The organism is Pseudarthrobacter sp. AL07 (genome assembly GCF_029960665.1).
GTDB lineage: Bacteria > Actinomycetota > Actinomycetes > Actinomycetales > Micrococcaceae > Arthrobacter.
The window spans coordinates 110,221-125,111 of the sequence record NZ_JASBRB010000006.1; the positions used below are offsets into that span (position 1 = coordinate 110,221).

Below are 14,891 nucleotides of genomic sequence, written 5' to 3' on the forward strand. Positions count from 1 at the left end.
CATGCTAGCTATCAGATCCCCGGGGCGTCGCCGAAGTCGCGGATGGGCAGCCGTTCCCCGCTGCGGAGGGCGGACTGGTGCGCCACAATGCCGGGCAGCGTGAACCGGGCGGCAACCCAGGCGTTGACCGGCGGCTGCGTGCCGGCGTTGACCGCTGTCACGAAGTCATCCACCAGGAAGTGGTGGCTTCCCTCGTGCCCGTTCGGTGCGCCGCGGAACTCCTCCGGCAGCCGATCAGCGTCATGGACAGGCGAGAGCCCGGAGACGAAGGCGTCCCTCAGTTCCGGCGCAACGTTAGCCAGCGACGGGTCATCGAGGGACATGCTGGGGCGTGATTCCAGCTGCTCGGAAATGTCGTGGACGTTTTCCTTGTCCTGCCAGACGGAGACTTTTGCGAGCTGTTCGAAGCTGGCCTCCGTCCCGAAGAACCGAAAGCGGGACTCCCTGATGTGTGAGGGGTAGCCCACGCGGCGCATCTCGTTGGTGCGCATAACGCCGCCGTCGTTGAGTTCAAAAAGGGCGGTGGCGTTGGAGAAGTCGTTGCCGAACATGCTGACCTCTTTGTCGAAGACGCCATCATTGCGGTCATCCTTGACTCCGACGCAGCTGACGCTGACCGCGTGGGCCGGGACGGCGCCGAGCACGCCGCCCACCGCGTGCGTCGGGTACAGCATCGGCGGGTAACTGGCGGTCTCCTTCCAGCGGGCACCGCCGCTGTACTGGTAGGCGTCGTAGAAGCCCAGGTCCATGTCGTGGACGTAGTCGCCTTCGCTGTAAAAGATCCTCCCGAAGCGGCCGGCGGCGTGCTGTTTGCGCGCATAGACGGTGGCCGGGTTGTAATAGCTGGTCTCCCCCATCATGTAGACCTTTCCGGTCTCGCGCACGGCATCGATGATGCGGGCGATCTCTTCCTCGGAAATGGCCATGGGGACGGCTGAGTAGACGTGCTTTCCGGCGCGGAGTGCCTGCTCCACCAGCGGTCCGTGTGTCCAGCGCTGGGTGAAGATGGCCACGGCGCCGACGTCGGATTCTAAGAGTTCATTAAAACTCGCCTTCACACCAGCGAGGTGCAGGCGGTCCGCGGCCTCGGCTGCACGCAGTGAAACTTCATCCACCACATAGACGGCACTGACCCCGGGGTGGAGATTGAAGAGGTGCGCGAACTGGCCGCCGAACTGGCCAACTCCTACTACGCCGATTGAAAACGTCATTGTTTGCCTTCCCTAGATGATGTGCGGGAGCGCCGGGCAAGCGCTGTCCTTCAGGCTTCCCAGTGTTTCACTCGAATCTACTCGAGTCAACGGCCTAGCGACTGGATAAATACTTTCAAATGCAACAAGAAATCCAACACTTGCCAGCATTAATCTACTCGTGTAGATTTTTCTCAGTTGTTACCCACATCACAGTCAGGAAAGGGTCGAAGATGACCACCCTTACCAAGCAGCAGCGGGACCCGGCAGGCCGGGCAGCACGGTCCAAGACAGGAAACACCGGGAGTACCCGGAAGAAGAGCCGCACGCACCGGATGGGCGATCTGAGGATCGCGATGGTGTTTATCTTCCCGGCGATGATCGGGTTCGTGGCGTTTTTCCTGATCCCCACAATCCGGGGTGTCTACCTCAGCTTTACCGAGTACAGCATCCTGGGCGATCCCACCTGGATCGGCATCAAGAACTACACCGCGATTTTCGCTGACGAACTGTTCTGGAACGCCATGAGCGTGACCCTGCAGTACGTGGCGCTGAACATCGGTTTCCAGACCGTCATTGCCCTGGGCCTGGCGCTGCTGATGCACCGGGTCGCGAAGTCCACGTTCATCCGGGGAGCGCTGCTGCTGCCGTTCCTGGTGGCCAACGTGATTGTCGCCCTCCTCTGGTTCTGGATGCTCGACTACCAGCTGGGCATCGTGAACGAAATCATCAGCTGGCTGGGCGGCCCCCGGATCGCGTTCTTCGGCAGCGAGCAATGGGCCATTCCCACCATTGCATTCGTCAACGTGTGGCGCCACATGGGCTACACCGCCCTGCTGATCTTCGCCGGACTGCAGTCGATCCCCAGCCACGTCTACGAAGTCGCTTCCCTGGACGGGGCATCGCCTACCCGGACGTTCTGGTCAATCACCATGCCGCTGCTGCGCCCGGTGCTGGTACTCGTCCTGGTGGTCACCGTCATCGGTTCCTTCCAGGTCTTCGACACCGTGGCCGTCACCACCGCCGGCGGCCCCATCAACGCCTCCCGCGTCATCCAGATGTACATCTACCAAAAGGCCTTCACCGAGTCGGACTTCGGGTACGCCTCCGCACTCTCTGTCATTCTCTTCGTCATCCTCGCCCTGGTCGCCTTCGTTCAGATGAAGTTCCTCAAGGGCAATGAATCGGATCTGGACTAAGGACCCCGCCATGACCACTTCGACTCCGTCCCGCCGCGACCCTGCCGCCCCCGCCCGCACCGCCATCATTATCAAGCCCCGCAAGCCGTTCAACTGGCGACGCGCCGGGGCCTGGACTCTGGTGACCATCGCACTGATCGTCACCATTGCCCCGTTCCTGTGGATGCTCCGCACCGCCCTCTCCAGTAACCATTCCCTCGCCGCGAACGCCGGCAACCTCCTGCCGGCCGACTTCAGCTGGGGCGCCTTCAAGCGCGTCCTGGGCCTGCAAACCCCCGAAGAAGCCATCGCCGAAGGCGGCTCCGGTGCGGCCATCAACTTCTGGTGGTACCTGCGCAGCTCCATCATCGTCTCCACCCTGGTCACCGCCGGACAGGTGTTCTTCAGCTCCATGGCCGCCTACGCCTTTTCCCGGCTGCGCTGGCCCGGCCGGGAAAAAGTCTTCGCACTGTTCCTGGCCACCATGATGGTCCCGCCGATCTTCACCGCGCTGCCCAATTTCCTGATGATCAAGAACCTCGGACTCCTGAACACCTACGCCGGCATCATCCTGCCGTTCCTGTTCATGACCCCGTTCGCGATCTTCTTCCTGCGCCAGTTCTTCATGAGCATGTCCCGGGAAGTGGAGGAAGCCGCCATGCTCGACGGCGCCAGCAAGTTCCGCATCTTCTTCAAGATCGTGTTGCCCAACGCCGGCGCCCCCATGGCCACTCTGGCGCTGCTGACCTTCATCGGCACCTGGAACGAATACTTCTGGCCACTGCTCGTAGGCCAGGACGAGTCCGTCCGGGTCCTCACCGTCGGCCTGGGCGTCTTCAAATCCCAGTCCCCCCAAGGCGCCCCCGACTGGTCCGGCCTGATGGCCGCAACCCTCATCGCCGCCCTGCCCGTCCTGATCCTCTTCATCGCCTTCGGCAAGAAAGTAGTGAACTCCATCGGCTTCTCCGGCATCAAATAACCCCTGACTTCATTCCTCCCCCGTAACACACTCGAAAGGTCCACCATGAAGAAAACCCTTGGCATCGCCGCTGCTGCTGCTGCCATCGCCCTGTCCCTGTCCGCCTGCGGCGCACCCGCCACGACCTCCACCGAGGCCAAAGGCGAGATCAACTACTGGCTCTGGGACGCCAACCAGCTCCCTGCCTACCAGCAGTGCGCCGACGACTTCACCAAGGCCAACCCGGACATCAAGGTCAAGGTCACCCAGCGCGGCTGGGACGATTACTGGACCACCCTGACCAACGGCTTCGTCGCCGGCACCGCCCCTGATGTTTTCACCGACCACCTGGCCAAATACCCCGAGTTTGCCGCCAAGAAGCAGCTCCTGGCCCTCGACGACGCCGTCAAGAACGACAACCTCGACCTGGACATCTACAACAAGGGCCTGACCGATCTGTGGGTCACCGAAGACGGCAAACGCTACGGTCTGCCCAAGGACTGGGACACCGTCGCGATGTTCTACAACAAGAAGCTCGTCGCTGATGCCGGCTACACGGAAGAGCAGCTCAAGGGCCTCGACTGGAACCCGCAGGACGGCGGCAGCTACGAAAAGGCCATCGCGCACCTGACCGTGGACAAGAACGGTGTCCGCGGCGACGAGGCCGGCTTCGATAAGAACAACGTCGCGGTCTATGGATTGGGCCTGGAAAACTCAGGCGCCGGCACCGGACAGACCCAGTGGAGCTTCCTCAGCGCCACCATGGGCTGGACCCACACCGACAAGAACCCGTGGGGCAAGGACTTCAACTACAACGACCCCAAGTTCCAGGAAACCATTGCCTGGTGGACCGGGCTTGTGGACAAGGGCTACATGCCCAAGCTCGAAACCACCGTGGGTGCCAGCGTGACTGATAACTTCGGGGCAGGCAAGGCCGCCATCAACACCAACGGCTCCTGGATGATCGGGCAGTACACCAGCTACAAGGGAGTGGAAACAGGCATCGCCCCCACACCCAAGGGACCGGACGGCAAGCGCGCGTCCATGTTCAACGGCCTGGCCGACTCCATCTGGGCCGGAACCAAGAGCCCGGCAGCCTCGATCAAATGGGTCGAATACCTCGCCTCGGCAAAATGCCAGGACGTCGTGGCGGCTAAAGCAGTCGTTTTTCCCGCCATCACTTCCTCCTCCGAGCTCGCCGCCAAGGCGTTCGCGGCCAAGGGTATTGACGTCACCGCCTTCACCACCCATGTCACGGACGACACCACGTTCCTCCTCCCGATCGCGGACAAAGCGGCCAAGGTCGAGGGCATCATGAAGCCGGCCATGGACGCAGTCCTCTCCGGCAAGAAGCCGGTCAGCTCCCTCAGCGACGCCAACGAACAGGTCAACGCCCTCTTCAAGTAGGCCAGAAGCTTGACCGGCTGTGCGCCGCGGGCATTGCGTTCCGCGGCGCACAGCCTGGTTTTTTTATCACTCCCACCCTTAGAAGGACAGTATTTATGGACCCCCTGCATCTCCGTTCCGCCGGCACCAGTCTGGTGATGAGCTTCGACAACGGGGAGGCCGAGGTCATCCATTGGGGCGCGGATCTTGGCAGCACCCTGCCGGACCTCGCCATCCTCGGCGAACCGATCCCGCACTCTGCCATCGACGCCAACGTGCCCGCCGGCCTCCTGCCGCAGGCATCGTCCAGCTGGCGCGGCCGTCCCGCCCTCCGCGGCCACCGCATCGCCGACGGCGTCTCCGGCCTTGACTTCTCATCCCGCCTCCGCGTCGTGAGCGCCGGTGCCGAGGGGACTTCCGCGGTGATCGTCCAGACTGATTCCGACGCCGGCCTCACCGTCTCGTCCGCATTGACACTGCACGACGGCGGCCTGCTGGAGCTGCGCCACACCCTCACCAACGACGGCGCCACGCCCTACCAGCTCGACGAACTGGCCACCGTCCTCCCGGTGGCGCCCGACGCCGTCGAACTCCTTGACCTGACCGGGCGCTGGTGCCGGGAACGCCACCCGCAGCGCCGCCCCATCCAGCAGGGCACCTGGGTCCGCACCGGCCGGCACGGCCGCACCGGACACGACTCCTCACTCCTCTTCGCCGCCGGCACCGCCGGATTCGGCAACCGCCACGGGAAAGTCTGGGCCACACACCTGGCCTGGAGCGGCAACCACGAACAGTTCGCCGACAGCATTGGCGACGGCCGCACCATGATCGGCGGCTCCGAACTTCTGGGCCCGGCCGAGGTCATCCTCGCACCCGGCGCCAGCTACACCACACCGGCGCTCTTCGCCGCGTACTCGGACCACGGCCTGGACGGCATCAGCGAAGCGTTCTACAGCTGGTTCCGGTCCCGCCCCCACCACGTGCTCCCCGCAGCCGCCACCGGCCTGCCCGCCGGCAAGCCGCGCCCCGTGGTGCTCAATGTCTGGGAAGCGGTCTACTTCAATCACAACCTGTCCACCCTGATCGAACTGGCCGACTCCGCCGCCGAACTCGGCGTGGAACGCTTTGTCCTCGATGACGGCTGGTTCCGCGGCCGCCGCGACGACCACGCCGGCCTGGGCGACTGGTACGTCGACGAAACCCTCTGGCCCGACGGCCTCACACCCCTGATCGACGCCGTAACCTCGCGCGGGATGGAATTCGGGCTCTGGGTGGAACCCGAAATGGTCAACCTGGACTCCGACATTGTCCGCGCACACCCCGAATGGATTGTTGGTCCGTCCGTCCAGAGCTACAAGGACGGCGGCCGGCTGCCGCTTGAATGGCGGAACCAGCATGTGATCGACCTCGTGAACCCTGACGCGTGGCAGTACATCTATGACCGCGTGGATGCACTGCTGCGGGAGAACAACATCAGCTACCTCAAGTGGGACCAGAACCGGGACCTGCTGGAGCACGGCCACGCAGGCCGCTCCTCGGTCCACGAACAGACCCTGGCCACCTACCGGCTCTTTGACAAACTCCGCAAGGCCCACCCCGGCGTCGAGATTGAGAGCTGCTCCTCCGGCGGCGCCCGGGTGGACCTGGGCATCCTGGAACGCACCGACCGCATCTGGGCCTCGGACTGCAACGACGCGCTTGAACGCCAGACCATCCAGCGCTGGACCGGGCTGGTGGTCCCGCCCGAGCTGGTAGGCGGACACATCGGACCCACCGCCTCGCACACCACGGCGCGCACGCACGACCTGTCCTTCCGCGCCATCACCGCCCTGTTCGGCCACTTCGGCATGGAATGGGATGTCCGCAGCGTCCAGGGCGCCGAGCGCCAGGAACTCAAACGCTTCATCGCCCTCTACAAGGAACACCGCGCCCTGATCCACTCAGGGCGCATGGTCCGCGCTGACCTCGCTGATGACTCGCTCATGCTCCACGGCGTGGTGGCCGACAGCGGTGCAGACCTGGGTAAAGGTTCGACGGCGGCACTGTTCGCCCTGGTCAGCACACGCACCGCCTTCGCGGAACAACCCGGACGGATCGCCATCCCCGGGCTGGACCCGGACCGGGACTACCAGGCAGAAGCCATCTTCCCGGCCCCGGCCGATGCTGACTACGCCCACACCTTCACCCAGGTCCAGCCCCCGGCCTGGCTAGCAGACGGCGCAGTGGCCAGCGGCCAATTCCTCGCCCAAGTGGGCCTGCCCATGCCCATCCTCAACCCGGAACACGCCCTCGTCCTGAGGTTCACGGCACTCTAGAGTCCCCTTGCGACGGATTCTGCACCATCATTCACCTGCCGCTGTCCATGGCCCCCGGAAATCCGGCGACGTGGGCGGGCCCGCGCCGAATGATGGTGCAGAATCCGACGGGTAGATTGGAGCCATGACTGACGTTTCCTCCCCTGACTCCGCCTCCGCTGCCGGACGCGGCACCATCCTCGTGATCAACGGCCCCAACCTCAACCTGCTGGGCACCCGTGAGCCGGAGAAGTACGGTACCTCCACCCTCGCGGACGTGGAGCAACTGGCAGCCAGCACGGCGCAGGCCCACGGTTTCACGGTGGAATGCGTCCAGTCCAACCATGAGGGTGTGCTTCTGGACGTCATCCACGCAGCCCGTGGCACCGCCGTCGGGATTGTGCTTAACGCAGGCGCCTTCACCCACACGTCCATGGCCCTGCGCGACGCCGTAGCGGCAGTGCAGCTGCCCGCAGTCGAGGTCCACATCACCAACGTGCACCAGCGTGAAGAATTCAGGCACCACTCGTTCCTGTCCCCGGTCTGCGCCGCGGTGATCGTGGGCGCCGGGGTATTCGGCTACAAGCTGGCCATCGACTACCTCGCCGAAACGCTGTAACCGGGCGCCGGCTGGCTCAGGCCGCCATGGCTATTTCTGGATGCACTGCCCGGAGGAGACGGGTGCGCTGAGGCTTGCGGCCTGGGACGCGACCGGGAACAGGTCATCCATGGTGATGGCGAATCCCATTTCGGTGCCCGAGGTTGCCTTGGCGAAAATGACGCCGGCCACCAGTCCCTCCATGGTCAGCAGCGGCCCGCCCGAGTTACCGGGCTGGACATCGCCGGCCAGCCGGTAGATCGCCGAAGGGGCAGGGTTTTCGCCGTAGATATCAGGGACCCGAACTGACGTAATGTCCTGAACCGTGGCGGGTTTGGACTGGAACGGACCGCCGTGCGGATACCCCGCGAAGGCGGCCGGGCTGCCGTTCGGAAGGTCGGACGTCAATGTGAGCGGCTCCGAAGGCAATCCCTCCACGGCCAGGACGGCGAGGTCGTGCCGGGTGTCGAAGTACACCACCCGCCCGGGCATCGCGCCGCCGTCGGGAATTTCAACCACCGGCTGCGACACGCCCGCCACAACATGGGCGTTGGTCACAACCCGGCCCGGGGATACCACAAAACCGGTGCCGGTCTGGTTCTGGCCGCATTGGTAGGCGGTACCGGCAATTTTCAGGACTGACCGCGCGGCCAGGTTCAGCGCCGGCGTATCGGTACTGGCATTGGGCACCGCTACTGGCTGCCCGTGGTCCAGGCCTTCCAGCAGCGTGGGAATTCCGTTGCCGATCACCGTGGACCTCAGCTGCGCCATGGTGGTCTTCAACGGAACAGGCGTCAGCCCATCGATGTACCGGATGACTTTGGACTCGGCCAGTTGCTGCGACACTAACGGAACGCCCAGGGCGCTGACGCTGAAGGCGAGCATGGACATCACCAGCGCCGAAACCACGACGTTGACGGCCCCGCCCACCAGCCGGTCCACCGCGCGCAGCGGCTTGATCCGCACGGCGCCGCGGATTGTGCGCCCGATCATGGTCCCGAGGCCGTGGCCCAGGGCCATGAGTACGACGGCGGCGGCCACGATGGCGGTCAGTCTCCAGCCGGAGTCATCCACGAAGCCGCTGACCAGCGGAACGGCAAAGAATGCGGCCACAGCGCCCGCGGCGAAGCCTGCGATACCGCCGAGCGTGACCAGGAAGCCGTTGCGCAGGCCATAGATCAGGTAAGACAGCAGGGCCAGGATCAGCGCCAGGTCCAGAACGGTCAAACCAAACACTGACGCTCCTCTAATACGGTTGAACCCCAATTCTAGTGGCGCAAGCTGACATTGTTCTGCGGGCGCCAGTCGCCCGCCCCTGCGGGCCGGGTTCGCCCCACGTTCGGTCGTAAACATCACACCCCCGGCGGGGCCGGACACCGGATCGTGCCCGCATTAGTCACTGTCAGCGGCGTTTCCGCTGCCAAGTACGTCACAGAAGCTTGAAAATTCTGAAACAATGGCAAAAGCGCCACAGCCGACACTTTTTATTCAGGAGATTTCATGGACATCGAGGTACTGCGCCGAGCACCCCTATTTGCCACGCTCGACGACGAAGCATTCCGCCTGCTGACCGACGAGCTGACCGAGGTGGACCTCTCCCGCGGTGCCTCGGTATTCCGCGAGGGCGACCAGGGCGACCAGCTCTACTTCATCGTCTCCGGCAAGGTGAAGCTGGGCCGCACGTCCCCCGATGGCAGGGAGTCCCTGCTCGCCATCCTGGGCCCGGGTGAATTGTTCGGCGAAATGGCCCTCTTTGACCCCAGCCCGCGCACGGCCACGGCCACGGCAGTCTCCGAAACCCGCCTCGCGGGCCTGAAGAACGAAAGCCTCAACACCCTGCTGCGGACGCGCCCCGAGGTTTCGGCGCAGCTGCTGCAGGCTCTGGCCCGCCGCCTGCGCCGCACCAACGATTCGCTCTCGGACCTGGTGTTCTCCGACGTCCCCGGCCGCGTGGCCAAGGCCCTGCTGGATCTGGCCGATCGCTTCGGCCGCCCCGCAACGGACGGCGTCCTGGTAGCCCACGAGCTCACGCAGGAAGAACTGGCCCAGCTGGTAGGCGCCTCCCGCGAGACTGTCAACAAGGCTCTGGCGGAGTTCGTCCAGCGCGGCTGGCTCCGCCTCGAAGCCCGCGCCGTAGTGATCCTGGACATGCAGCGCCTGCGCCAGCGCTCCCGCTAAATGTTCAAAAGCTCCGCATGCAGAAGGCCGGCCCGAAGAATCGGAGCCGGCCTTCTGCGTTGGTGCCCAAAGCGGATCGGAAATGGGGATCCGGCAGCGTGCGCCAGAGCGACGAAGGAGCAGCACGCAGAGGATTTCCGTTTTCGGTCCGCGGAGCTAGCGCTCGCGCTGGGGGTCTCCGGCTACGGTTTTGGCGGCCTCGACTTCGAGCATCAGGGTGCCCTCTTCGTCGACGAGCCGCGCCTGATACACGTGGGGTTTGCGCTTGTAGCTGAGGTAGGCGATGCAGCCGTTCGCAGCGGCCATCTTCTCGAGCATGATCTCCGAGCCCGGCACCAGGAGCTGGCCAAGCCTGAGACCCACAGTGTTCTCCTGGCCTACTTCATCGCCCAGTGCGTTGGTGCTGCGCGCGGCGATGGCCTGTGTGGCGCACACCCAGCGGCCCCAGACGCCTTTGCCCTGCAGCAAGCTGGGCTGCTGGTTCATGGGGACAGTGGCGGCGAAATAGCGGGTGTCGAAGCGGCGGTGCGCGAAGTCGGGGCTGCGCCAGTTGACGAGCGGCTTCAGGAGGTCGGTCCGCAGCGAGAGTCCCCGCTTGGCGAGCACCTCCGTGAAGGTCTTCTCCTGGTCGGCGACCGCCACGCGTTCACGCATCCAGTCGTGGGTTGAGGTGCCTTCAACCGTGGTGGACATGTCCGGCCCGGCGAGCAGCACGCCGGTTTCCTCAAACAGTTCTCGGATGGCGCCCACCACGTGGCGGCGCGCCAGCCCGACGTCGTTCGTCCCCATCTGCTCGGCCCAATGCTGGGGTGAGGGGCCCAGCCAGCCGACGGCGTCGTCGTCGGACGCCTCCAGGGAACCTCCGGGGAAGGCAAGTACGCCCAACGGCGAGGAGCCGGGCCGATAACCCAACCACGTCTCCAGGCCGGTGGGCGAGTCAAGCAGCAGCACCACGGAGGATGCGTAGCGGGCGGCACGCGGGGTCCGCTCGCCGTGTTCGAGCCAGCTTTGGGCAGCCCCTTCAAGATCCGGAGGAAGGGCAAACAAGCGTCGGGCGAGGTGCGGCAATTGAGTAAACCGGGTCCTTAGCTGAATTCAGCGATCAGTTCGACCTCTACGGGAGAGTCGAGCGGAAGGACCGACACGCCGACGGCGGAGCGGGCGTGCCTGCCTGCGTCACCGAAGACCTGGCCGAGGAGTTCGGACGCACCGTTGATGACGCCGGGCTGTCCGGTGAAGGCCGGATCAGAGGACACGAAGCCCACCACCTTGACGATGCGGGTGATGCGGTCCAGATCGCCGATGACGCTCTTAATGGCCGCCAGCGCGTTGATGGCGCAAACAGCGGCGTAGGCCTTGGCGTCCTCCGGGGACACGGTGGGCTCGTCGGAGTGGCCTTCCGTGCCGGTGGAAACTTTGCCGGTTGCCTCGAGTTTGCCATTGATAAACGGCAGCTGACCGGAGGTGTAAACATGGCTGCCGGTGATGACGGCCGGGACGTAGGCGGCTACGGGCGCGGCCACCTCGGGGAGGGTCAGTCCCAGCTCGGCGAGGCGCTGCTCGACGGCGGAAACCGGCGCTGATTCAGACGCGTTTTCCGGCGTGGATACAGGGCCGGACGTGGTCTCTGCGGGGGTGCTCATGGCTACTGCTTCTCCCTCTTCAGGTAGGCAACCAGGCCGTTGCCGTCAGGTCCGGTGATTACCTGGACGAGCTCCCAGCCGTCCTCTCCCCACTGATCCAGGATCTGCTTGGTGGCGTGAATAATGAGCGGAATCGTGGCGTACTCCCATTTGGTCATGAGAGAAAGACTAGTCGTTGCCGGTAAAGTGGAAAACATGGTGACTCGCAAGAACCCCATTTTCGACACGGCCACTACCCTCGGAAAGATCTTTGGCTTCCTTGGTGTGAGCGCAATTTGTGGTGTCCTGGTGGCGGGCCTGCTTGTCCCGGCCGCCGCTGTTTCTGGCAGCGCGGCAAGCGGCTCCATCGAGTTCTTCGACACCCTCCCGGCAGAGCTGCAGGTGGACCCGCCCAGCCAGTCCACCCGGATCCTCGCCTCGGACGGCAGCCTGATCGCGAACCTGTATGAGGAAAACCGGACCAAGGTTGCCCTCGACCAGATCTCGCCGTTCATGAAAAAAGCCATCATCGCTGTCGAAGACAGCCGGTTCTACGAGCATGGCGGTGTGGACACCACCGGCATCCTCCGCGCCATGGTCAGCACAGCCCGTGGCAACAAACAGGGTGCCTCCACCATCACCCAGCAATACGTGAACAACGTGCTCAACGCCAACCTCGCCGCCGAGGGAAACACCGCGGACATCAAGCTCAACGGTGTCAACAAGGGCGTCGGAGATAAGCTTCGCGAAATGAAGCTCGCGATCGCCCTGGAGAAGGAATTCTCCAAGGAGCAGATCCTCGAGGGTTACCTCAACATTGTCTTCTTCAACCGCGACGCCTACGGCATCGAGGCCGCGTCCAAATTCTTCTTCAGCACCACGGCCAAGGATCTGACCCTCCCGCAGGCAGCACTCCTTGCAGGCCTCGTAAACAGCCCGTCGGCCTTCGACCCGATCACCAACCCGGAGAACGCCAAGGAGCGTCGCGACCTGGTGCTCGGCCTGATGCTGAACCAGGGGGAGATCACCCAGGCCGATCACGACGCCGCCGTGGCCACCCCGGTTGAGCCGAAGGTCACGCCGTCGCGCCAAGGCTGCGCCTACGCCACCACGGCACCCTATTTCTGCGACTATGTGCTTCACCTGCTGCTGAACAACCCGGCCTACGGTGCGACCCCCGAGGAGCGCGTCAATAGCATCTTCCGTGGCGGCCTGACCATCACCACCACGCTGGACGTCAACGCCCAGAACGTTGCCCAGGCCGAGTCTGATGCAGCCGCCGGCGCCAACCCGGACAACTGGGGCGCGTCCATAGTCTCTGTACAGCCCAACACCGGCAAGATCCTGAACATGGCGCAGAACACCTCATTCCTGCCAACGGAGGGCAAGTTCAACCAGACGCAGAACTTCAACGTGGACAAACGGGACAAGGACGGCAACGACCTCAACGGTCTGGGCGGATTCCAGCCCGGCTCCACCATGAAGCCCTTCACGTTCGCCGAATGGCTGAACGAGGGCAAGTCCATGAACACCAACGTCAACGCCGCCACCCGCACGTACCCGCAGAACTTCCCCTGGAAGAACACCTGCCCGGAACCCACAGTGGGCTGGTACGACGCCAGGATTCCCGGCAGCTTCGACCTGCAGAACTCCGACGACGGCTACTACCGGAACATGACCGTCCTGTACGGCCTGCAGAACTCGATCAACACGGCCACCTTCGCCTCCGCGGCGCAGGTTGACCTCTGCGGCATCCAGAAGATCGTGGATGCGGTCGGAATCCACGGTGGCCTGCCGGTGGGTGACAACTTCAATCCGCCGGTCAAGATGACCACTTTGGCCAACCTGATCGGCTCAACGCAGACGGCCCCGCTGACGATGGCCTCCGCGTTTGCCACATTCGCCAACGACGGCAAGTACTGCGAGCCCATCGCCATCACCTCTGTCTCGGACCAGACCGGCGCGCAGCTACCGGCCCAGGCCACGAGCTGCCGCGATGCCGTCAAACCGGAGGTCGCCCGGGGCGTGGCATATGCCATGCAGAAGGTTCTCGATGAGGGTTCAGGATCGCTCATCAAGCCGCGGCTCTCCACCAAAACCAACTTCCCGGTGGCTGCCAAGACCGGCACCAACGACACCAACGGCTCCACCTGGGTGGTCGGTTACACCACTGGTGTGGCCACCGCAGCGTGGTTCGGTGACCCGCTGGGTGACCAGCTCCGGCCCGGCCGGAACCTGACGGTCAACGGAGAGTTCTACAAGGCGATCGACGGTTACATGATCGCCGGTCCCATGTTCTCCAAGTACATGGCCCAGGTCGCTCCGGCGTACGGCACCAATGCGTTCACGGCGCCGCCCACCAACATGGTGAACGGAACGCCTGTTCGGACCACTCCGTCACCTCAGGCCACCGTGCCCGCCACGGCCCCGGCCACGCAGCCGTCCGCCCCGCCGACACCGAACCCCGCACCGGGCAACAGCGACAAGAGCAAGGGCTAGCCACGCATGGCAGTCAGCCCAACATTGGCCAGCCGCGTCCGGAATATCGGACGCGGCTTTGCCGTCACCGCCGGCGCGGGCACCGCAGCAGGTCTCGCTGCCTTCGGATACGGGCTGTGGGAGAAAAACCAGTTTGTCCTGCGCGAGGAGACGCTACCCATCCTGCCCGCAGGCCACGAGCCCTTCCGCGTCCTGCACCTGAGCGACATCCACTTCGTCCCGGGCCAGGACACCAAGGCACGCTGGCTGGAGTCGCTGGCGTCGCTGGAGCCGGACCTGGTGGTCAACACCGGGGACAACCTCAGCCACGTCAAAGCCGTGGAACCGCTGCTCAAGGCTTTGCGCCCGCTCCTGGAATTTCCCGGTGTTTTCGTCCCCGGCTCCAATGACTACTACGGCCCGAGCTTCAAAAACCCCGCCTCCTACCTGCTGGGCCCATCCAAAGCCAAGCCCAAAGCCATCGAACTGGACTGGCCGCGGCTGCGGTCCGGCTTCGGCATGGGCGGCTGGGTGGATCTCACCAACAGGCACCAATCGGTGGTGTTGAAGCGGATCCGGTTCGATTTTTCCGGCGTGGACGATCCGCACCTGGGCCGGGAACGCTACGCGGGCTGGCCCCGCGGCACCCGGGACCAGGACCAGAACTCTCACCTCCGGGTTGCGGTCATCCATGCCCCCTACCAGCGGGTCCTGGACCATTTCACGCAGGACGGCGCTGACCTGCTGCTGGCGGGGCACACCCATGGCGGGCAGCTCTGCGTTCCCGGCTACGGCGCCCTGATAGCCAACTGTGACCTCCCCACGTGGCGGGCCAAGGGACTCAACAACTGGGAAAGCAACGGACGCGCGACGCCGGTCAACGTCTCCGGCGGCATCGGCACCTCCCGGTTCGCTCCCATCCGCATCGCCTGCAAACCCGAGGCTGTCCTGCTGACGCTGACCTCCTCCGGATAACCCCGTTGCTCTATCACTTCGAGTCGCTAACGGG

At 64.4% G+C, this 14,891-nt stretch carries 13 protein-coding genes; 8 read left to right on the forward strand and 5 right to left on the reverse strand.

Translation table 11 applies throughout. The features are described from left to right. Positions 1 to 11: 11 nt before the first annotated feature. Positions 12 to 1,211, reverse strand: coding sequence for a Gfo/Idh/MocA family oxidoreductase (locus tag QK290_RS08060; RefSeq protein WP_282330165.1), 1,200 nt, complete (start codon positions 1,209 to 1,211; stop codon positions 12 to 14). 212 nt (positions 1,212 to 1,423) lie between these two features. Here QK290_RS08060 and QK290_RS08065 point away from each other — a divergent pair, with 212 nt between their 5' ends. From QK290_RS08065 to aroQ, 5 genes are all read left to right on the forward strand, one after another. Further along, positions 1,424 to 2,389, forward strand: a complete 966-nt coding sequence (locus QK290_RS08065; RefSeq protein ID WP_282330167.1) for a sugar ABC transporter permease — start codon at positions 1,424 to 1,426, stop codon at positions 2,387 to 2,389. A gap of 10 nt (positions 2,390 to 2,399) precedes the next feature. Continuing rightward, entirely contained in the window at positions 2,400 to 3,347 is a 948-nt protein-coding gene (locus QK290_RS08070; RefSeq protein WP_282330168.1) for a carbohydrate ABC transporter permease, read from the forward strand. 45 nt (positions 3,348 to 3,392) lie between these two features. Next, positions 3,393 to 4,733 carry a sugar ABC transporter substrate-binding protein gene (locus QK290_RS08075; RefSeq protein WP_282330169.1) on the forward strand — a complete coding sequence of 447 codons (1,341 nt, stop codon included), beginning with the start codon at positions 3,393 to 3,395 and terminating at the stop codon, positions 4,731 to 4,733. Positions 4,734 to 4,828: 95 nt separating this feature from the next. Next, on the forward strand, positions 4,829 to 7,027 hold the full coding sequence (locus QK290_RS08080; protein WP_282330170.1) for an alpha-galactosidase: 2,199 nt from the start codon (positions 4,829 to 4,831) through the stop codon (positions 7,025 to 7,027). A 124-nt stretch (positions 7,028 to 7,151) separates the two neighbouring features. Next, positions 7,152 to 7,625, forward strand: coding sequence for a type II 3-dehydroquinate dehydratase (gene aroQ, locus QK290_RS08085; RefSeq protein WP_282330171.1), 474 nt, complete (start codon positions 7,152 to 7,154; stop codon positions 7,623 to 7,625). 30 nt (positions 7,626 to 7,655) lie between these two features. On the opposite strand, the gene QK290_RS08090 is transcribed toward aroQ, so the two are convergent. Then, entirely contained in the window at positions 7,656 to 8,840 is a 1,185-nt protein-coding gene (locus QK290_RS08090; RefSeq protein ID WP_282330172.1) for a MarP family serine protease, read from the reverse strand. Between the two features lie 264 nt (positions 8,841 to 9,104). Here QK290_RS08090 and QK290_RS08095 point away from each other — a divergent pair, with 264 nt between their 5' ends. Next, positions 9,105 to 9,782: a Crp/Fnr family transcriptional regulator gene (locus QK290_RS08095; RefSeq protein ID WP_131135058.1), complete on the forward strand. Its 678-nt coding sequence runs from the start codon at positions 9,105 to 9,107 to the stop codon at positions 9,780 to 9,782. 156 nt (positions 9,783 to 9,938) lie between these two features. Here the strand turns inward: QK290_RS08095 and QK290_RS08100 are convergent, their stop codons facing one another. The 3 genes from QK290_RS08100 to QK290_RS08110 are packed head-to-tail and all read right to left on the reverse strand — an operon-like array spanning position 9,939 to position 11,583. Further along, positions 9,939 to 10,850: an NUDIX hydrolase gene (locus tag QK290_RS08100; RefSeq protein ID WP_282330173.1), complete on the reverse strand. Its 912-nt coding sequence runs from the start codon at positions 10,848 to 10,850 to the stop codon at positions 9,939 to 9,941. 17 nt (positions 10,851 to 10,867) lie between these two features. Next, a complete protein-coding gene (locus tag QK290_RS08105) occupies positions 10,868 to 11,425 on the reverse strand; it encodes a RidA family protein (RefSeq protein ID WP_282330174.1) in 558 nt (185 codons plus the stop codon). 2 nt (positions 11,426 to 11,427) lie between these two features. Further along, positions 11,428 to 11,583: a DUF4177 domain-containing protein gene (locus QK290_RS08110; RefSeq protein WP_099093395.1), complete on the reverse strand. Its 156-nt coding sequence runs from the start codon at positions 11,581 to 11,583 to the stop codon at positions 11,428 to 11,430. 37 nt (positions 11,584 to 11,620) lie between these two features. Between QK290_RS08110 and QK290_RS08115 the strand changes: the two genes are divergently transcribed. Together QK290_RS08115 and QK290_RS08120 are read left to right on the forward strand one after the other, a co-directional pair. After that, a complete protein-coding gene (locus tag QK290_RS08115) occupies positions 11,621 to 13,903 on the forward strand; it encodes a transglycosylase domain-containing protein (protein WP_282330175.1) in 2,283 nt (760 codons plus the stop codon). A gap of 6 nt (positions 13,904 to 13,909) precedes the next feature. Then, positions 13,910 to 14,857 carry a metallophosphoesterase gene (locus QK290_RS08120; RefSeq protein WP_282330176.1) on the forward strand — a complete coding sequence of 316 codons (948 nt, stop codon included), beginning with the start codon at positions 13,910 to 13,912 and terminating at the stop codon, positions 14,855 to 14,857. Positions 14,858 to 14,891 lie beyond the last annotated feature (34 nt).